The sequence below is a fragment of the Catenulispora sp. EB89 genome, from assembly GCF_041261445.1.
Classification (GTDB): Bacteria; Actinomycetota; Actinomycetes; order Streptomycetales; family Catenulisporaceae; genus Catenulispora.
Genome location: NZ_JBGCCU010000003.1, coordinates 522,682 through 540,379 on the forward strand (window position 1 = coordinate 522,682; position 17,698 = coordinate 540,379).

The following is a 17,698-nucleotide window of genomic DNA, read 5'->3' on the forward strand; positions in this document are numbered from 1 at the left end:
CTCCCCCGGCATGTATGAAGCATAGAACCCGGCCCTTGCGGGGTGGGACAATGGGGCCCGTGAGTGATCGCGAGGAACCCGTCACGTTCTACGAGGCGGTCGGCGGCGCGCCGACCTTCCGGAAGCTGGTCGCGCGCTTCTACGAAGGCGTGGCGACCGACCCCCTGCTGCGGCCGATGTACCCGGAGGAGGACCTCGGACCTGCTGAGGAACGCCTGCGCATGTTCCTGGAGCAGTACTGGGGCGGACCGACCACGTATTCGGAACAGCGCGGGCATCCGCGCCTGCGCATGCGCCACTTCCCGTTCAAGGTCGACCCCGCGGCGCGCGACGCGTGGCTGGTCCACATGCGGGTCGCGGTGGACGAGCTGGAACTGCCGCCGCTGTACGCGGCGGAGCTGTGGGACTACCTGGTGCGCGCCGCGCACAGCATGGTCAACGCCGAGTAGGAATCCACGTGGAAATCCACTCGTGGCGCCGGTCGGGGCGGGTTATCGTCGGCGCCATGAGCGAACGCACCTTCCGGGTCATGGTCCGCGGCTCCTTCGACGCCCTGACCGACGACCAGCGCGCGAAGCTGCTGGCCGCCGCGGCGGAGCACGACGTGCTGAACGCGGCGTTCACCGCGGAGGGGCAGCTGACGTACGACCTGGCGATGCGGCCGTTCTTCACGTTCCGCTACCTGGAACACGGGGAGCGCGAGGAGGACATCGTCGCGGCCGGCGAACGCGCGCAGGCGAAGGCCGAGCAGTGGCTCGGCGAGCGCGGGTACGCGTACAAGCGGCTGAAGGTCAGCGCGGAGGACATGGCGCTGATGCCTTTGGCGAAGCGGCAGCGGAAGGCTCAGGCGGCGGGTTAGCCCGGGGTCGGCGCGAGTTGGCTCACACCTGTTGTTCGGCGGGGGTGCGCGGCATTCATAGCGCGAGCTGGATCAGAGATGGTATTTAGCCAGCACAAATAACCTAGAGCACTCTCTTGGCTACTATCCGCCATGGATGTTTTGTCTAGGTTTGGTGGATGTTCTCCGCTCGCCATCGCAAGCCCGGCCGATCTGACCGCCGCCGTCCGCTGTTCGTCGCCACCGGCGCCGGGACTCTGCTGGCGCTGGCCGCCGTCGCGACGCCGGCTGCTGCGGCGCGTCCCGGCGCGCCGATCGCCGAGGCACATCAGGCCGCGGTCGGCGGTGCCGCGCCCGATCTGCTCGCCGCGCGGATGCATCCGGCGCAGGAGGCTGCCGCCGAGAAGGCTCCGGCGCCTGTCGCTGTGGCGGCGCCTGCTCCTGCCGCGGCTGCCGCGCCTGCTGCGGCTCCGGCTCCCGCCCCGGCCCGGAAGCCCACGCACGTCTCGCCGCTTCCCGGCGCGCGCGTGACGGCCACGTTCGGCGCCAGCGGCACCAACTGGAGCAGCGGCACGCACACCGGCCTGGACCTCGCGGCACCGTACGGCACATCGATCGCAGCGGTCGCCGACGGCACCGTCGTCTCCGCGGGCTGGGCCGGACCGTACGGCCTGCGCGTGGTCGTGAAGCACACCGACGGCACGTCCACGGCCTACAACCACATGTCGCGGATCGCCGTCTACGGCGGCAGGATCACGGCCGGCCAGACCGTCGGCCATCTCGGCTCCACCGGCAACTCCACCGGCCCGCACCTGCACTTCGAAGTCGCCGCCGGCAACGGCACGCTGGTGGACCCGCTGAGCTGGCTGCGTGGGAAGGGCGTCACGGTCTGAGCGGGCACCCGGCCGAGTAGTTAGCTCAGCCGACTTCAACCCGCGTCAGCACTCCCCGCCGCCGCCCGGGTCCAACCCGACCACCGCCGTCACCAGTTCCGCGAACCCGTCCGGCCCCATCGGCTCGACCGCGCGCTCGCGCAGCGCCCCCAGGAACGTGCGGATCGCCTCGCTCGCGACCGTCATCCCGTGCTCGGTCAGCGTCACCAGGATCACCCGGCGGTCGGCCGCCGAGGGCCCGCGCTCGATCATCCCGGCCTCGGCGAGCCGGTCGGCGACCTTGGTCGTGCCGGCCGTCGAGAAGCCCAGGATCGCCGAGAGCTGGCTCATCTTCGCCGTGCGCTCCGGGCTGCCGACCAGGTACCAGAGCGCCTGGAACGCCGAGGGCGACACCCCCGTACTGGCCTCGACGTCGTCGAGCAGGCGGCCGTTCAGCCGCCGGAACGCCCCCTGGAGCTGGTTCCACTGCCGGAGCAGCGCCAGGTCCGCCATCGAGGGGCAGGCCCCGTCCCCGTCGCTGTGCCCATCAGTCCCGCTCACGTTGACCAGGATAGGTCACCGAGTTACTATCTCGCCAGCTAGTTAATTACTGGCGAGAAGATTACGAGCTACCTATCCTTCGTCCCACCGACCCCACTGGGAGCCCGCCATGAGCGAGAACTGGACCCTCGACCCCTCCGGTCACGAGGTGGCCGTCCGGCACAAGACGTTCTGGGGCCTGGTCACGGTCCGCGGCGTGTTCCAGACCGTCCGGGCCGAGGGTGTGCTGAACGAGGACGGCACCGGCGCGGGCACCGTCACCGTCGAGTCCGCCTCCCTCGGCACCCGCCTGGGCAAGCGCGACTCCCACCTGCATTCCAAGGACTTCTTCGACGCCGAGCTGCACCCGACGTTCCAGTTCGTCGCCGACCGGATCGGCCCGGTCACCCCGGACAGCAGCGAGGTGCAGGTCGAGGGGACGCTGAAGGTCCGCGAGACCGTCAAGCCCCTGAAGTTCATCGCGCACGCCGACCGGCACGGCGACGCCGTCACGCTGACCGCGACGATCCCCTACGTCCGTGCGGACTTCGGGATGACGTGGAACCAGCTCGGGATGATCGCCGCCAAGGGGGAGATAGGCGTGAAGCTGCGGTTCACGCGGCAGGGCTGAGAAGGCCGGAGAGCCCGGACAAGACCGCCAGGCCGAGCCTCAAGCCAGAGCCTCGGGCCAGGTCCTCAGGCCAAGTCCACAGGCCAGAGCCTCAAGCCAGCAGACCGGAACCGGTCCGCACCACGACCGTCCCGAACGGCGCGTCCAGCCGCAGCCACCGCCCGGCCGTGCGCACCACCGCCGACGCGGACTGCGCCTGCCCGAGGAACGCCATCGCCCGGGCGGCGTGCGCGGCCCGCACCGGCAGCCCGAACGTCAGCGGCTGGTCCCAGATCTCGGCGGCGATGCGGTCGACGGCCGCCCGGGTCCGCCGCTGATCCGGAACCGCCTCGGCCCGCACCTTGAAATCGGCGATGCCGGCCAGCGCGGCGGTCTCGACCTCCGCGACCGGCAGCTCGCCGACCGTCTGCCAGCCGGCGCGCGGCGGCAGGAAGCCGGTCCACGCGGTCGCCCCGGCCAGCGGACGCGGCAGGGCCAGCGAGCCGTCGTCGGCTATGGCGTGCAGCAGGTCGCCGGCCGAGACGGTGACGTCCACCTCCGCGGCCGGGTCCGTCTCGGCCACGGGCTCGCCGGGGCCCAGGGCCACCGTGCGCAGCGTCAGGACGTCGAACGGCGGCCGTCCGTACACCCCGATCGCCGAACCCGACGCCACCACCCGCACCGCCGCGGCCTTGTCGAACCGCAGCAGCCGGGTCAGGTATCCGCCCAGGTCCGCCGCCTCATCCGCGCCTGCCAGCAGCAGCGCCGACGCCTGCGTGTTCACGCCTGCTCCGGGGTGTAGTACTCGGCGAGGTAGTCCTTCTCCACCGGCGACAGCCGCCGCAGGTGGTTCCCCGCGATGTCGAACGGCACCAGCACCGAGCTGGCGGTCGCGTAGACGCCCTCGTCGTCGCGGACCTCGTAGGCCACGGTGAACTTGGCCGCGCGGATGTCGGTCACCCAGACCTCGACCCGCACCGGCTCCGGGCGGTAGACCAGCGGGCGCCGGTATTCGATCTCGTGCTTGGCCACCACCGTGCCGAACGTCTCGAAGCCCTTCACCCCGGCCTCGGAGGCGCGGCGGAACATCCAGTCCACCCGCGCCTCCTCCAGGTACCGGAGGTAGACCACGTTGTTCACGTGCTGGTAGGCGTCCATGTCGGACCACCGCAGCGGGCACAGGTAGACGTGCCGCTTCCCCGGCCCCCGGTGCTCGGGAGCCGGGCCCGCGCCCGGGCGGGGGCGCGCGGAAGCGGTGTCCGTCGTCGTGCTCGTCTCGGCGGTGCCGGTCATCAGTCGCGCGTCAGCTTCCGGTAGGTGGCACGGTGCGGGCGCAGCGACTCCGGGCCGAGGCGCTCAGCCTTGTTCTTCTCGTAGCCCTCGAAGTTGCCCTCGTACCAGAACCACTTCGAGTCGCCCTCCCACGCCAGGATGTGCGTGGCGACCCGGTCCAGGAACCAGCGGTCGTGGGAGATGACCACGGCGCAGCCGGGGAAGTCCAGCAGCGCGTTCTCCAGCGAGGTCAGCGTCTCCACGTCCAGGTCGTTGGTGGGCTCGTCGAGCAGCAGCAGGTTGCCGCCCTGCTTGAGCGTCAGCGCCAGGTTCAGCCGGTTGCGCTCGCCGCCGGACAGCACGCCGGCCGGCTTCTGCTGGTCCGGGCCCTTGAAGCCGAACGCCGAGACGTAGGCCCGCGACGGCATCTCGACCTGGCCGACCTTGATGTAGTCCAGGCCGTCGGAGACGACCTCCCACAGACTCTTCTTCGGGTCGATGCCGGCCCGGTTCTGGTCGACGTAGGAGATCGAGACGGTCTCGCCGATCTTGACCGACCCGCCGTCCGCCTGCTCCATGCCGACCATGGTCTTGAACAGCGTGGTCTTGCCGGCGCCGTTCGGTCCGACCACGCCGACGATGCCGTTGCGCGGCAGCGTGAAGGACAGGTCGTCGATCAGGACCCGGTCGTCGAAGCCCTTGACCAGGTCGTTGACCTCGATCACGACGCTGCCCAGACGCGGGCCCGGCGGGATCTGGATCTCCTCGAAGTCGAGCTTGCGGATCTTGTCCGCCTCGGCGGCCATCTCCTCGTACCGGGCCAGTCGCGCCTTGCTCTTGACCTGGCGCGCCTTGGCGTTGGAGCGGACCCACTCCAGCTCTTCCTTCAGGCGCTTCTGCCGCTTGGCGTCCTTCTGGCCCTCGACCCGCATACGCGAGGCCTTGGTCTCCAGGTACGTCGAGTAGTTGCCCTCGTAGGGGTAGGCGCGACCGCGGTCGAGCTCCAGGATCCACTGGGCGACGTTGTCCAGGAAGTACCGGTCGTGGGTGACGGCGACCACGGTCCCGGCGTACTTCTCCAGGTGCTGCTCCAGCCAGTTCACCGACTCGGCGTCGAGGTGGTTGGTGGGCTCGTCGAGCAGCAGCAGGTCGGGCGCCTCCAGCAGCAGCTTGCACAGCGCCACGCGGCGCTTCTCGCCACCGGAGAGGACCTTGACGTCGGCGTCGCCGGGCGGGCAGCGCAGGGCGTCCATCGCCTGCTCGATCTGCGAGTCCAGCTCCCAGGCGTTGCGGTGGTCCAGCTCGTCCTGCAGCTTGCCCATCTCCGCGAGCAGCTCGTCGGAGTAGTCGGTGGCCATCTGCTCGGCGATCTCGTTGAACCGCTTCAGCAGGTCAAGGGTCTCCTTGACGGCCTCCTGGACGTTCTCCAGGACGTTCTTGGTCTCGTCCAGCGGAGGTTCCTGCAGCAGGATCCCGACGGAGGCGCCGGGGGCGAGGTTGGCGTCGCCGTTCGACGCCGTCTCCAGCCCGGCCATGATCTTCAGCACGGTGGACTTACCCGCACCGTTCGGACCGACGACGCCGATCTTCGCGCCAGGAAGGAACGACAGGGTCACGTCGTCGAGGATGACCTTGTCGCCGTGGGCCTTACGCGCCTTGCGCAGGGTGTAAATGTACTCCGCCATAACCTAGAGCTTAGTTGCCGCGGGGTAATGGTTATGACGCCGTCACTCGGAAGGCGGGGATGTGACCGGGCTCACGCCTGCCCTTTTCAGCATCGCAGCATCCTGATTCCCACACCGCACCTCTCCGGTTGCGCCGTCTCAGCAGGCCAGCGGCGAAACGATGGTGTCGCCACCCGGCCGCGAACGCGGCGCCCCGGACGCGTCCACGCACCCACCCTGCGCACCGGCGGCGCGCGCGTAGACGGCGACGAAATCGCGGGCCGAGTGGCTGAAGTAGCGCTCGGCGGAACGCGGGTAGTCGCCCCACTTGTAGGGGCGCGGATCGCCAGGGTTGGCGGAGGCGTCATAGGCCATGAACGAGGGCCAGCTGATGTTGATGTCGAGCTCCATCGCCCGCACCGCCCCGGCCTGCTGCAGCGCGGTGGCCAGCGAGCGCGGCGACATCGTCGGGCCGAGCGCGAAGACAACATCGCCGCCGGCGGTGACACCGACCCCGGACCGGCGGACGTAGGTGGCCCCGCCATCGGTGACACCCCAGGTGAACAGCGAGTCGATGTCCCCGGCGATGCGCCCGCCGTCAATCATCAGCTGCCGCTGCTGCCGCACCCCGACGACATCGGAGTCGAGCTTGACGTCACGCCCCCACACCCCGACGGTAAAGGACCCATCCCGCCGGAACACCTCGGCCGCGACCCCGGGGACGAGCGGACCGTACTGCTTGCCATCGAGGTAGAAGCCACCCTGCGAGTCCCCCATGAGGAAGCCACCGTTCCAGGTGGCGATGAGCCCATCCCGCCGATCACGCGGCAGCATGTCGGGCTGCGACCAGCTCCCGCCGGGCTGCGCATAGCCAGGATGCAGCTCGAAGCGAGCGGCCGACTCCTTGATCCACGCGATCGCCACCGGCGCCGACGTCCCGGCGGCCCGCAGGAGCGTCCCCTGCACGACGGGCTCGCCACGCGAGTCGGTGGCGAGAACGCGCCACTGCCCCTCGTTCGGGAAGGCGCGCGACGCGGGCGCGACAAGGGGCGCCTGGAGGGGGTCGAGGTGGGGCGCCGGGGCTGCTGCCGGCGGCGGGGTGACGGCGCTGGCACCCGCGCCATGCTTCGCGCTATTTCGCAGCGCGGCCGACCCGGCGAGCGGCTGCGCGGACGCGGAACCCGACGAATGGTGCGCCCACACGGCACCGGTCACCGCTGCGGCCACGGCGGCGCTGACCGCCACTGCTGGAATCCATCGCGCTCGAGTGCGCTTCATGTCGCCCACTGCGGTGTTTTGCCCTGGGCGGCGGACGGGCAGACGACGCCGAATGGCTGATGTGGGGCGGGGGGGCGCTGGCGCGGGCGGGCGGGGCTTGGGCACGAGCTGTGCTGGGCGGGCAGTGCGGTACGGCGCGGGCGGGCACGAGCAGAGCGGCGCGGGGACACGGGCAGTGCGGCGCCGGACGGGCTCGAGCGGCGCGGCAAGGACACGCGCGGCCGGGCACGAGCGGTGCGGTGCGGTGCGGGCGATGCGGTGCGGCGTGGCCACAAGCAGTGCGGCGCAGGCACCAGCGAGGCGGTGCGGACGCGATGCAGTGCGGCGGGGGCATTGCGCGGTGCGAGCACGAGCAGTGCGGTGCACGCGTGGCGCGGGCGCGATGCACTGCGGTGGGAGGCGGCGTGGCGGCGGCACATCAGCGAGGCAGCCTGCGAAGGCGGCCGGTGGACGGGTCCGTCGGCCAGTACGAGCTGCGTGGAAGCACGGCTCGTCGCACAGGCGTGGCACAAGCTTCCGCGGCGCCAAGCACCCCGACCATCCGGCGGCGCGCAAGGTCAAGCGTCGTGCGGCCAGCGCGCGGCAGGCATCTGCACTGGATGCGGCTGACACGCGAACCGATGCGGAAGCACGCGTCGTGCGCACAGCCCTCCGGCAGACATCCGCGTGGTCCAGATATCCGAACTGGCTGCAGCGAGCGTGTGAGCCAGCGTGTACGTACATCTTGCGGCGAGCACCGGCAGGCATCCGCGTAGTCCAGGCACCTTAACTGGCTGCGGTCGACACTCGAGCCGGCGCGAATGCGCGCGTCGTGCGGCCAGGCGTGAGCGGTGCGCGCGCCTCGGGGCATGGCGTGCTGACCGGTCGCGCGGCCGGGTTCGGGCGACTGGCACTTCTCTCCTTTCCCCCGCCCCCATCCCACCTGCCCGTTTGCGCGCGTGGGCGCGCTGCGAGGGGCGGTCGGTCCCCGCGACCGACCGCGTGCCTTGTGGGCGAGGGTGCTTGAGGGCGGTGTTGGGCGCGGGCTCAAGCGGTTGTGGTTTTGGTGTGCTGTCATGCGGCTGTGGGGAGGCTTGTCACCTCCGTCTCGGCGGGGGCGATGGCCAGCCTCGTCGGTGCTGTGGCGTCTGTTGCCGCTGCGCCGGAGGTTGCGGGCTCCAGTTCGGCGGGGGTGGGGGTTGGCGCGAGTGCTGCGGTTGCGGCCTCTTCTTCGCGGCGGCGGGTGGGGCCGGGGATGCGGGAGGTGCCGGGGCGGGCTGCTTGGCGGTAGACGGTGGTGCCCCAGCGGAGGTCGTGGCCGATGGCTTGGATGTCGAGTTCGGCGGTGACCACGTTCTCCTCGCCTCGGCGCCAGCGGCTGATGCGGAGGCGACCTGCGGCGACTACGGGGTCGCCTACGCCCATGCTGCTCGCTACGTGGTCGGCCAGGGTGCGCCAGCAGACCGCGCTGAAGTAGTTGGGGTCGCCGTCGGTCCAGGTGCCTGTGCGTTTGTCGTAACGGCGGGTGGTGTTGCGGATCTGGAAGCGGGCGATCGGGTTGCCGTCGGCGGACTGGCCGTAGCGGACTTCGCTGCAGACGGTGCCGACCACGGTGACGGTGGTTTCGTTCATCGGTGCATCCCCCTGGATGTGCTGATGTGCTTGTGCTCTGGCGGATCTGGCTGGTTCTGGCTGTTCTGGCTCTGTGGTGCTGGTGATCGCCGGCCCCCGGGTGGTTCTGGGACTATGCTCGCATTTTTCGCTAATCGGGCACAAGGGTTCGAAGGCGGGTGCACTCGATCGGCCCAGTCAGGGCTCTTCCGTGGGGCGGTGGGCGGTTTTAGTGTTTGCCGAAACGAAGCCGAAGCAGGAGGTTCGTCGTGACCGGTACCCAGGAGAACGCTGCCGCTGAGGACTTCCACGCCGCGGTCGCGGGGCTGACCGTGCCCGCGCTGATCGAGCGCAACGCGATCGAGCACGGGGAGCGGCCGGCGCTCACGAGCGCTCCGGATGCCGAGGGCAATACCAGTACCCTGACCTGGGCCGAGTTGCGGGAGCGGGCCGCGGAGTTCTCCGAGGGGCTGGTCGCGCTGGGGCTGGAGCCCGGGGACCGGCTGCTCACCATGATGTCCAGCCGGCCCGAGCACTGGATCGTCGACTACGGCGCTCAGCACGCCCGCGCCATTCCCTGCACCGCCTACGCCACCCTGTCCACCGACCAGATCGGCTACGTCGCCGCGCACAGCGCCGCGCCGATCGTGGTGCTGGAGGGCCGGCAGGAGATCGAGCGCTGGCAGCCGGTGCTGGCCGAGCTGCCCGCGCTGCGGCACGTCGTCGTGGTCGAGGAGGCCGACTCCGTCGTCACCGGCGAGGCCGCGCACGGCAAGCAGTTCCTGCCCTACAGCGCGGTGGTGGCCATCGGCCGCGAGCGCCTGGCCAGCAGCCCGAGCCTGTTCGAGCAGCGCTGGCGGCAGATCCGGGCGGAGGACCCGGTCGGCATGATGTACACCTCCGGCACCACCGGCGATCCCAAGGGTGTCGTGCTGACGCATCTCAACGTCCTGTACGAGGCCGAGGTCGTGGACTCGATCACGCCTGTCGAGGACTTCCCCGACACCATCGCCTACCTGCCGCTCGCCCACATCGCAGAGCGCGAGCTCAGCCTTTACGGCTCCGTCATGAAGGTCGCGCACGTCCATCTGTGCCCCGACCCCCGGCAGATCGTCGGCGCGCTGGGCCGCGTCCACCCCGTCGGGCTGTTCGGCGTGCCGCGCATCTGGGAGAAGCTGGTCGCCGGGATCCAGGGCCTGCTGAAGGTGGCCCCGCCGGAACAGCGCGAGGCGTTCGAGAAGGCGCACGCCGTCACGCTGGAGGCGTTCGACCTCCGCGCGGCCGGCAAGCACGTCCCTGAGGACTTGGCGCAGGCGGTCGAGGAGGCGGACCGGACAGTCCTGGCCCCGGCGCGCTCGCTGCTCGGCCTGGACAAGGTCACGCGCGCCACCAGCGGCGCCGCCCCGATCTCGGTGGAGACCCTGCGCTATCTCAACGGCCTGAACCTGCCGCTGATGGAGCTCTGGGGGATGTCCGAGACCAGCGGCGCGGCGACGGTCTGCACGCCGGACGCCAACCGCGTCGGCACCGTCGGCCGGCCGATCCCGGGCGTGGAGCTGAAGCTCGGCGACGACGGCGAGGTGTTCGTCCGGGGCCCGATCGTGCTGGCCGGCTACCTCCAGCCGGACGGCAGCGTCCAGTCCCCGCTGGACGCCGAGGGCTGGCTGGCCACCGGGGACGTCGGCACGATCGACGCCGACGGCTTCCTGACCATCACCGACCGCAAGAAGGAGCTCATCATCACCTCCGGCGGCAAGAACATCGCCCCGACGCTGATCGAGAGCCACCTGACCACGCACCCGGCCGTCGGCTTCGCCGCCGCGATCGGCGACCGCCGCCCCTACGTCACGGCCCTGGTCGTCCTGGACCCCGACGTGTTCCCCGCAGAGGCCGTCCACTCCCCTGAAGCCCGCGCCGCGGTGGACCAGGCCGTGGCGAACGCCAACGCGAAGCTCTCCAGAGTCGAACAGGTGAAGAAGTACACGATCATCGCAGGGCCCTGGACGCCGGACACCGGTGAGGTCACGCCGAAGCTGAGCCTGCGCCGCCGGGTGATCGTCGACCGCTACGCCGACGTCATCGACGAGATGTACACGCAGGTAGAGGGAGCCGGCGAAGAGGAGCTTCACGCATAAGCGCGGAAGCGCCTACGGAAGTACTGCATATAGAGCGTCATGGGCAGGCGACGTACCCGTCGGGGAACCCACGGGTACATCAGCCGCGCCATCCGCATCCCTGCGTGGAACAACCGCTCGCGGCGCGGACCCCACACGAGCCCGAACTGTTCCCGCACGTCCTCTGGCAGCAGGCCCGTAGTGATAAGCCGGTTCACCGGCAACAGCGGACGCAGGAGGAGCGGGATCGCCTTGCTGTAGAGCAGGTCATGGCAGATGCGCTTGGCCTCATCGGAGACCACCAGCGCCGCCAACGCGCTCTCCCAGTACTTCTCGAACTCCTCTACAGAGGACGGCCACAGGTCCTCAGGACAGCCAAGGAGAGTGCCGTATACGGAGCTCTCCCGACAGAACTCCTCCCGCATCGCAGTAGACATCGGCCCGAGCATCAACTCATAGATCTGAACGGCTGACTGGTAGAGCGTCGCGGCGACCCAGAGCTGGAGGTCTGGATCGTCGGCGGAGTAGCCCGGCCCTTTGACGTAGGTATGGATCCGGTTCACATGACCGGAGACCCATGCGGACTCCTCAGGCGTGCCCAAAGTAGAGCTGTAGATGAAGTCCAGCGTCCCGCGTAGCCGCTTAAAGGGATGTTCCGTGAAGTTGCTGTGTTCGGCCACTCCCTGCGCAACCTTGGGATGCGCCACCTGCAGGAGGATCGCGCGGCCGGCACCGACCAGAACACAAGCCTCGCTGACGACCCTCTGGATCGCGGTCTCATGCGACGTCCTCACTGCGCCAACCCCAATCCGGCCGCCCCCGCGAGCAGCCCGGCAGCCAGGCTCACACCGACGTTGGTCGCCGCTTTGGCGAACGCCCGCTCTTCCACCAGCCTCACCGTCTCCACACTGAAGGTCGAGAACGTCGTATAGGCCCCGCAGAAGCCGGTACCGAGGATCGCCACCGCCTGTTTGGACAGCCCATGATGGGCACCCATACCCACCAACACCCCCAGGATGAACGCCCCTGTGACGTTGATGACGAGCGTTCCCCAGGGGAAAGCGCCCCGGTTCCGCGCCGCCACGAACCGGTCCACCAGGTACCGCGCGGGCGCCCCTACAGCGGAAGCGAGCGCAACAGCGAGAAGTGTCATGCGCGGGACCATCCAGGGGAACGCCTGACGAGAACCGCGCGCGCCAGGAAGATGCCGAGGGCAGTAGCCGCCAACCCGGAGAACAGACTGCCGAAGACGTTCAGAGCGGCGAACCCATAGCGTCCCGCAGCCATGAGCCGGTCCGTGTCGACCATCCATGTGGAGAACGTCGTATAGGCGCCCAAGAACCCGACCGCCCCGAAGGGCCGCACATAGCGCGTCGGCGGCCACACCTCGATGACGCACACCAGTAGCACCGCCAGGATGAACGACCCGCTCACGTTGATGGCGAACGTCGTCACCGGGAAGGTGTGCGCCGCGGTCGGGAACGCCTGGCCGAGCAGGTAGCGCGCCGGCCCGCCGAGGAACCCGCCGGCCGCGATCACCGCGACCACCCGCGCAGGGCTCGGCGCCGGAGCCGCTGAGGCGCCTGTGGTGCCCGAGGACCCCGAGACTGCTGGGGACGTCGAACCCTCCGAAGGCGTCGCAGACAGGATCGGCGCCTCGACGCTGCTGCCCTCGGCCTCCGGCGGGATCTCGTGGTGCCAGGCGTGGTGCTGCCCGGAGCTGGAGGGCGGCTGTGACGGGTTCACGCGCCCCATGATCGCCTGCGCGGCCGTCCGGAGCCAAAAGCATCCGTCCCGGGCCGGATGCGGGCATCACGGGCGTCCCCGTATTTCGCCATGGCGCGTATAGCCGAATCCGACCCCTGTCGATTGTTGACACGGTGGCCAGAGCCGCAGCGACGATGGCACCCGGATCCGGCGGGCGTTCCCTTGGAGTCTCCTCCACAGACGCTTGGATTTTGCCGTTACGCCGCAGATCGCGCATTTACAAGCACTGCGATGCGCACCTACATTCACAGGGCATCTCGCGCGAGCGCCACCCTCACCCGATCTCTCCCACACGCCTGGAGTGAGATGTCTCCCCTTTCCAGACGCAAGTTCCTGTCCGCTTCCGCGGCGGCTGCCGCCGGTGCGGCCTTCCTGCCGGAAACGCTGCGCACCGCCATGGCCGCCACCGCGGGCATGTCCGGCTCGCTCAGCGACATCGGCCACATCGTGATCCTGATGCAGGAGAACCGCAGCTTCGACCACTACTTCGGCACCCTGGCCGGAGTCCGCGGGTTCAGCGACACCTCGCCGTACGTGTTCCAGAACGGCACCACGGTCTCCACCCAGCCCAACGGCAGCAAGACCATCCTGCCGTGGCACCTGAACACCGCGACCACCAGCGCGCAGTGCGTCCCTGATCTTGATCATGGCTGGAGCGGCACGCATAACGCCTGGGCCAGCGGCTCCTACAACGGCTGGGTCGCGGCCAAGGGCGTCGAGACCATGGGTTACTACACCCGGGCCGACATCCCGTTCCAGTACGCCCTCGCCGACGCCTTCACCATCTGCGACGGCTACCACTGCTCCGTCATGGGCCCGACCAACCCGAACCGGCTCTACCTGTGGACCGGGATGATCGACCCCAACGGCACCGGCGGCGGCCCCGTCACGGACAACTCCGAGGCCGGATACACCTGGACCACCTACCCGGAGCGGCTGCAGGCCGCGGGCATCACCTGGAAGGTGTACCAGGAGACCGACAACTACGACGACAACGCGCTGGCCTGGTTCAACCAGTACAAGAACGCCGCGACCAGCAGCCCGCTCTACCAGCGCGGCATGGTGAAGTCCACGGACTCGGTCGCGGAGTTCCAGGCCGACGTCACCAACGGCACCCTGCCGCAGGTCTCCTGGATCGTCGCCCCGGCCGGCAAGTCCGAGCACCCCAACTACGCCCCCGCCCTGGGCGCGGACTACGTCTCGAAGATGCTCACCGCACTGGCGTCGAACCTGGACGTGTGGTCCAAGACCGTCTTCATCCTCAACTACGACGAGAACGACGGCTTCTTCGACCACGTCGTCCCGCCGACCCCGCCGGCCGGCACGGCCGACGAGTTCGTCGGCGGCCTGCCGATCGGCCTGGGCATCCGGGTCCCGCAGATCGTGATCTCGCCCTGGTCGCAGGGCGGCTGGGTGGACTCCACGATCTACGACCACACCTCCACGATCCGGCTGGTCGAGGCCTGGACCGGGGTGCAGGAGCCGAACATCTCGGCGTGGCGGCGCGCGGTCTGCGGCGACCTCACCACCGCGCTGAACTTCGCCAGCACGACCACCACGTTCCCCAGCCTGCCGGCCACCGGCCCGCTGGTGACCGCGGCGAACAACCAGTGCTCGACGCTGCCGACCCCGACCCCGCCGGCCACGCAGAGCATGCCGACCCAGGAGTCCGGCACGAAGGGCCAGCGCGCCACGCTCTACCAGCCGAACGTCACCGGCCGCTACGACCTGGCCGCCGGCCGGTTCTGGACGGACTTCTCCAACGCCGGCGCGCAGGCCGTCCCGCTGCAGGCCTACACCACGGCCTACCGGACCTTCGCGAACTGGCAGTACCTCGTCTCGCCGAACTCCACGTCCTCCGACTACTGGAGCGCGCAGAGTGTCAGCGCCGGCAAGTACTCCCTCGACGTGCACGGCCCCAACGGCTTCCTGCGCACCTTCGTCGGCGACCTGACGACCATCAGCAACGCCTCGCTGGCGCACCTGGAAGTGAAGCCGAGCTACGACACCGCGAACAACGCGCTGGTGCTGACGATGACCAACACCGGCACCGCCTCCGCGGTGATCACCGTCAAGGCGAACCACTTCATCACCGGCGGGCCCTGGACCTTCACGGTCGGCGGCGGCGCGACCGTCACCCACTCCTGGTCCACGGCCGGCGGGTGGTACGACCTGACCGCCACCGCGAACGTCGGCGACAACTTCCTGCGCCGGTTCGCCGGGAAGATCGAGACCGGCCAGCCCGCGGCGCCCGGCACCAGCGGCGGGGGCGGCGGCACGCCGGCCGTCCTGGACCGGACCGGCTGGACGGTGAAGTACGTCGACAGCCAGGAGACGGCCGGCGAGAACGGCGCGGCGACCAACGCTATAGACGGCAGCACCTCTACGTACTGGCACACGCAGTGGTACAACGTCTCGCCGAACCCGCCGTGCCCGCACGAGATCCAGCTCGACATGACCGCCTCGCACTCCGTGTCCGGCTTCACGTACCTGCCGCGGCAGGACGGGAGCAACCACGGCTGGGTCGGCCAGTACGAGTTCTACGTCAGCGCCGACGGCACCAACTGGGGCACTGCGGTGGCGACCGGCACCTTTGCGAACGACAACACCCTGAAGACGGTGAACTTCACCGCCGCGACCGGTCGCTACGTACGCTTCCGCGCGCTGACGGAGGTCAACGGGAACCCGTGGACCTCCTGTGCGGAGCTGAACGTTATAGGGATCTGATCCACAGAGCCCTATAAGCACGACCTCTATAGAGGTGCGCTACCGGAAGGACTCGTAGCGCATCTCTATAAGGTCGTGGGAGGGGTCGAGGTTGTGCGGCTGAGAACCGCCGGTCAGCACGAACCCCTCCCGTTCGTAGAAGCGGCGGCCGCGCTCGTTGTCGTCCCGGACCAGCAGGACGAGTTCCTTGGCCTCCGTGGTGCGCGCGAAGTCGATGACGGCCCGGTTCAGGCGGCGCGCGACGTCGGTTCCGCGCGCCTCGGGACGGACGTACACGCCGAGGACGATCCACGAGCCCGGACGGTTGAAGTGCGGCGCCGCGCTCCACATGCCGACGAGCCGGCCGGTCGCGTCGTCGACGGCGACGTAGAAGGCCATCTCAGCGGACGTGGCGTTGATCCGCGCGCGCTCCTGCCACTCCTCATCCGGAATGGCTAGGGCCTGCTCGTGGGTCTGGCCGAAGTTGGTCGGCGAATCAAGCAGCGCTTCCAAGCGCAGCTCCCTGAAATCCCGCCACTCATCCGCAGTGGTGCGGCGCACGGTGTAAGCCATGCAGCGCATCTTCACAGGTGTACAGAGCCCAACGCCAGCGAGTTCCGCGGGGCAGCCGATCAGGGAAGTCGGTCAGGCCGTCGCATCAGGCCGTCAAGTCAGGCGACCAGCCCGACGAACCCGGCGAGGAACGCCGGCGCCCCCAACCCCACCAGGCCCCAGCCGACCACCTCCAGCAGTCCTTCCCGCTTGCACTGCCGGTGGTGCTCCGCCCGGCCGCTGCTCAGCCGGGCCGTGGACTCGTGCAGCCACTTCGCGCTGTGCACCGACAGGTCGGCGCGCTTGGAGGCGAGGAGTCTGAGCACGTCCAACGCCATCACCAGGCCGAGGGCGAGGAACAGCAGTCCGACCGCCACCGCGCCGGCGTCCCCCCAGGTGCCGTGCAGGGCACCGGAGTGGTCGGCGAGGCGAGCGCCCAAAGACCTCGAAGCGGTCATTCCGTGACTCCCAAAGAGTGAATCCGGGACATAGCCGACGGGGGCGGCGGCCAGTCCTCCAGCAAGAGTCTCACCTATAGATCTGATAGTCGCGACATGTGGGACGAACGTGAGCAACGTTTCGATTAATTCACGGAAACCGGCGGTGACACCCGCCCGGCCGTCCCAGCAGGCGCACCAGTCCCACAAGGGGCGACCATCGCCGTATGGTGGCCAAGCACTACGCCGCGATCTTCAGGGCGCCGGGGTCGAAGGGCTTCTCCTCCGCCGCGTTCGTGGGCCGGCTGCCGCTGTCGATGCTCGGCCTGGGCATCATTCTGATGATCAAGGAGTCGACCGGGAAGTACGCGCTGGCCGGCGTGGTCTCCGGGACGATGGCGCTGGTGCAGGCGTTCTTCGGGCCGTTCCTGGCCCGGCTGATCGACCGGCGGGGACAGGCCGAGGTCGGGTTCCCGTCGCTGGCCGTCTCCACCGCCGCGTTGATCTCGCTCATGCTCTGCGTGCGTTTCAAGGAGCCGACCTGGTCGTGGTTCGCCTCGGCCGCGCTCGCCGGGGCGTTCATGCCGAACGTCGGGGCGCTGGTGCGGGCCCGCTGGACCAAGCTCTACACCGGCACGCCGTCCCTGCACACCGCCTACTCCTTCGAGGCGGTCATGGACGAGGTCGTCTTCATGATCGGGCCGATCCTGGTCACCTTCCTGACCCTGGAGGTGCACCACGAGGCCGGCGTCGGCCTGGCCACCGGATTCCTGGCGGTCGGTACCTCGGCGTTCCTGATCCAGCGCCGCAGCCAGCCGCCGCCGCATCCGCCGGAGCACCACACGGGACCTGCGGCCATCGCGATCCCCGGCATGCGCGTGGTGCTGGTCTGCGCAATCGCGATCGGCCTGATGTTCGGCTCGATCGAGGTGGTGACCGTGGCCTTCGCCGAGGAGCACGGGCACAGCGACTGGGCCGGGCTGCTGCTGGCGGTCTACGCCGGCGGCAGCTTCATCGCCGGTCTGATATTCGGTGCGACGCACTGGGACGCCCCGCTGGCCAAGCGGGCCCTGATCCTGCTGACCGCGGTGCTGGTCACCTCGACGCCGATGACGCTGGCGCCGAACATCGGCGTGCTGGCCCTGGTGCTGCTGCTGGCCGGGTTCGCCATCTCCCCGACCCTGATCACGCTGGTCGCGCTGGTCGAGTACCTGGTCCCGGCGGCCCGGCTGACCGAGGGCATGGTGATCGAGACCACCGGGGCGGCCGTCGGGATCACCGCCGGGTCGGCGGTCTCGGGCTGGCTCATCGACCGTTCCGGGGCGCACACCGCATATCTGGTCCCAGTGGCAGGAAGCGCCCTCGCCCTCTTGACTGCGCTGCTCGGCTCGCGTTGGCTACGTCCGGGGGATCCGGCGATCGAGTGAACGGCGCGGCTCAGAGCTGGCGTGCCGGCGG

18 protein-coding genes are annotated in these 17,698 nt (G+C 69.6%); 7 read left to right on the forward strand and 11 right to left on the reverse strand.

Features of this window, described 5'->3' with window-relative positions:
- Nucleotides 1-50: 50 nt before the first annotated feature.
- The 3 genes from ABH920_RS09095 to ABH920_RS09105 all read left to right on the forward strand — a co-directional run bounded on the left by ABH920_RS09095 (nucleotide 51) and on the right by ABH920_RS09105 (nucleotide 1,731).
- Nucleotides 51-449 carry a globin gene (locus tag ABH920_RS09095; RefSeq protein WP_370348432.1) on the forward strand — a complete coding sequence of 133 codons (399 nt, stop codon included), beginning with the start codon at nucleotides 51-53 and terminating at the stop codon, nucleotides 447-449.
- A gap of 56 nt (nucleotides 450-505) precedes the next feature.
- Nucleotides 506-859: a DUF6204 family protein gene (locus ABH920_RS09100; protein ID WP_370348433.1), complete on the forward strand. Its 354-nt coding sequence runs from the start codon at nucleotides 506-508 to the stop codon at nucleotides 857-859.
- Nucleotides 860-1,017: 158 nt separating this feature from the next.
- A complete protein-coding gene (locus ABH920_RS09105; RefSeq protein ID WP_370348434.1) occupies nucleotides 1,018-1,731 on the forward strand; it encodes a M23 family metallopeptidase in 714 nt (237 codons plus the stop codon).
- 45 nt (nucleotides 1,732-1,776) lie between these two features.
- On the opposite strand, the gene ABH920_RS09110 is transcribed toward ABH920_RS09105, so the two are convergent.
- Entirely contained in the window at nucleotides 1,777-2,271 is a 495-nt protein-coding gene (locus tag ABH920_RS09110; RefSeq protein WP_370348435.1) for a MarR family winged helix-turn-helix transcriptional regulator, read from the reverse strand.
- Nucleotides 2,272-2,380: 109 nt separating this feature from the next.
- Here ABH920_RS09110 and ABH920_RS09115 point away from each other — a divergent pair, with 109 nt between their 5' ends.
- Entirely contained in the window at nucleotides 2,381-2,881 is a 501-nt protein-coding gene (locus ABH920_RS09115) for a YceI family protein (RefSeq protein WP_370348436.1), read from the forward strand.
- Nucleotides 2,882-2,972: 91 nt separating this feature from the next.
- On the opposite strand, the gene ABH920_RS09120 is transcribed toward ABH920_RS09115, so the two are convergent.
- The 5 genes from ABH920_RS09120 to ABH920_RS09140 form a co-directional block, all read right to left on the reverse strand.
- Nucleotides 2,973-3,644: a hypothetical protein gene (locus ABH920_RS09120; protein WP_370348437.1), complete on the reverse strand. Its 672-nt coding sequence runs from the start codon at nucleotides 3,642-3,644 to the stop codon at nucleotides 2,973-2,975.
- The gene (locus tag ABH920_RS09125; RefSeq protein WP_370348438.1) at nucleotides 3,641-4,153 is read right to left on the reverse strand and encodes an acyl-CoA thioesterase; all 513 of its coding nucleotides are present in this window, start codon (nucleotides 4,151-4,153) and stop codon (nucleotides 3,641-3,643) included. The genes ABH920_RS09120 and ABH920_RS09125 overlap by 4 nt, the downstream gene beginning before the upstream one ends.
- Nucleotides 4,153-5,817: an energy-dependent translational throttle protein EttA gene (ettA, locus tag ABH920_RS09130; protein WP_370348439.1), complete on the reverse strand. Its 1,665-nt coding sequence runs from the start codon at nucleotides 5,815-5,817 to the stop codon at nucleotides 4,153-4,155. The genes ABH920_RS09125 and ettA overlap by 1 nt, the downstream gene beginning before the upstream one ends.
- 138 nt (nucleotides 5,818-5,955) lie before the next feature.
- Nucleotides 5,956-7,041 carry a phosphodiester glycosidase family protein gene (locus ABH920_RS09135; protein ID WP_370348440.1) on the reverse strand — a complete coding sequence of 362 codons (1,086 nt, stop codon included), beginning with the start codon at nucleotides 7,039-7,041 and terminating at the stop codon, nucleotides 5,956-5,958.
- A 1,086-nt stretch (nucleotides 7,042-8,127) separates the two neighbouring features.
- A complete protein-coding gene (locus ABH920_RS09140; RefSeq protein ID WP_370348441.1) occupies nucleotides 8,128-8,685 on the reverse strand; it encodes a single-stranded DNA-binding protein in 558 nt (185 codons plus the stop codon).
- Between the two features lie 248 nt (nucleotides 8,686-8,933).
- On the opposite strand from ABH920_RS09140, the gene ABH920_RS09145 reads away from it, so the two are divergent.
- The gene (locus ABH920_RS09145) at nucleotides 8,934-10,799 is read left to right on the forward strand and encodes a long-chain fatty acid--CoA ligase (protein ID WP_370348442.1); all 1,866 of its coding nucleotides are present in this window, start codon (nucleotides 8,934-8,936) and stop codon (nucleotides 10,797-10,799) included.
- On the opposite strand, the gene ABH920_RS09150 is transcribed toward ABH920_RS09145, so the two are convergent.
- From ABH920_RS09150 to ABH920_RS09160, 3 genes are read right to left on the reverse strand one after another with little or no spacing between them, the layout of a single operon-like run.
- Nucleotides 10,790-11,572 carry an oxygenase MpaB family protein gene (locus tag ABH920_RS09150; protein ID WP_370348443.1) on the reverse strand — a complete coding sequence of 261 codons (783 nt, stop codon included), beginning with the start codon at nucleotides 11,570-11,572 and terminating at the stop codon, nucleotides 10,790-10,792. The two genes, ABH920_RS09145 and ABH920_RS09150, sit on opposite strands and share 10 nt — an antisense overlap.
- On the reverse strand, nucleotides 11,569-11,931 hold the full coding sequence (gene crcB / locus ABH920_RS09155) for a fluoride efflux transporter CrcB (protein ID WP_370348444.1): 363 nt from the start codon (nucleotides 11,929-11,931) through the stop codon (nucleotides 11,569-11,571). The genes ABH920_RS09150 and crcB overlap by 4 nt, the downstream gene beginning before the upstream one ends.
- The gene (locus ABH920_RS09160) at nucleotides 11,928-12,524 is read right to left on the reverse strand and encodes a CrcB family protein (RefSeq protein WP_370348445.1); all 597 of its coding nucleotides are present in this window, start codon (nucleotides 12,522-12,524) and stop codon (nucleotides 11,928-11,930) included. Before ABH920_RS09160 ends, crcB begins: the two co-directional genes overlap by 4 nt.
- Before the next feature lie 327 nt (nucleotides 12,525-12,851).
- Here ABH920_RS09160 and ABH920_RS09165 point away from each other — a divergent pair, with 327 nt between their 5' ends.
- Nucleotides 12,852-15,272, forward strand: coding sequence for a phosphocholine-specific phospholipase C (locus ABH920_RS09165; protein WP_370348446.1), 2,421 nt, complete (start codon nucleotides 12,852-12,854; stop codon nucleotides 15,270-15,272).
- A 39-nt stretch (nucleotides 15,273-15,311) separates the two neighbouring features.
- On the opposite strand, the gene ABH920_RS09170 is transcribed toward ABH920_RS09165, so the two are convergent.
- A complete protein-coding gene (locus ABH920_RS09170) occupies nucleotides 15,312-15,824 on the reverse strand; it encodes an N-acetyltransferase family protein (RefSeq protein ID WP_370348447.1) in 513 nt (170 codons plus the stop codon).
- A 98-nt stretch (nucleotides 15,825-15,922) separates the two neighbouring features.
- A complete protein-coding gene (locus ABH920_RS09175; RefSeq protein WP_370348448.1) occupies nucleotides 15,923-16,261 on the reverse strand; it encodes a hypothetical protein in 339 nt (112 codons plus the stop codon).
- A 206-nt stretch (nucleotides 16,262-16,467) separates the two neighbouring features.
- Here ABH920_RS09175 and ABH920_RS09180 point away from each other — a divergent pair, with 206 nt between their 5' ends.
- On the forward strand, nucleotides 16,468-17,667 hold the full coding sequence (locus ABH920_RS09180; RefSeq protein WP_370348449.1) for an MFS transporter: 1,200 nt from the start codon (nucleotides 16,468-16,470) through the stop codon (nucleotides 17,665-17,667).
- The last annotated feature ends 31 nt before the right edge of the window (nucleotides 17,668-17,698 follow it).

Coding starts and splice junctions, on each gene's coding strand:
- ABH920_RS09095 (WP_370348432.1), top strand. CDS start 51: ATGGGGCCCGTGAGTGATCGCGAGGAACCCGTCACGTTCTACGAGGCG.
- ABH920_RS09100 (WP_370348433.1), top strand. CDS start 506: ATGAGCGAACGCACCTTCCGGGTCATGGTCCGCGGCTCCTTCGACGCC.
- ABH920_RS09105 (WP_370348434.1), top strand. CDS start 1,018: ATGTTCTCCGCTCGCCATCGCAAGCCCGGCCGATCTGACCGCCGCCGT.
- ABH920_RS09115 (WP_370348436.1), top strand. CDS start 2,381: ATGAGCGAGAACTGGACCCTCGACCCCTCCGGTCACGAGGTGGCCGTC.
- ABH920_RS09125 (WP_370348438.1), bottom strand. CDS start 4,153: ATGACCGGCACCGCCGAGACGAGCACGACGACGGACACCGCTTCCGCG.
- ettA (WP_370348439.1), bottom strand. CDS start 5,817: ATGGCGGAGTACATTTACACCCTGCGCAAGGCGCGTAAGGCCCACGGC.
- ABH920_RS09140 (WP_370348441.1), bottom strand. CDS start 8,685: ATGAACGAAACCACCGTCACCGTGGTCGGCACCGTCTGCAGCGAAGTC.
- crcB (WP_370348444.1), bottom strand. CDS start 11,931: ATGACACTTCTCGCTGTTGCGCTCGCTTCCGCTGTAGGGGCGCCCGCG.
- ABH920_RS09165 (WP_370348446.1), top strand. CDS start 12,852: ATGTCTCCCCTTTCCAGACGCAAGTTCCTGTCCGCTTCCGCGGCGGCT.
- ABH920_RS09170 (WP_370348447.1), bottom strand. CDS start 15,824: ATGGCTTACACCGTGCGCCGCACCACTGCGGATGAGTGGCGGGATTTC.
- ABH920_RS09175 (WP_370348448.1), bottom strand. CDS start 16,261: ATGACCGCTTCGAGGTCTTTGGGCGCTCGCCTCGCCGACCACTCCGGT.
- ABH920_RS09180 (WP_370348449.1), top strand. CDS start 16,468: ATGGTGGCCAAGCACTACGCCGCGATCTTCAGGGCGCCGGGGTCGAAG.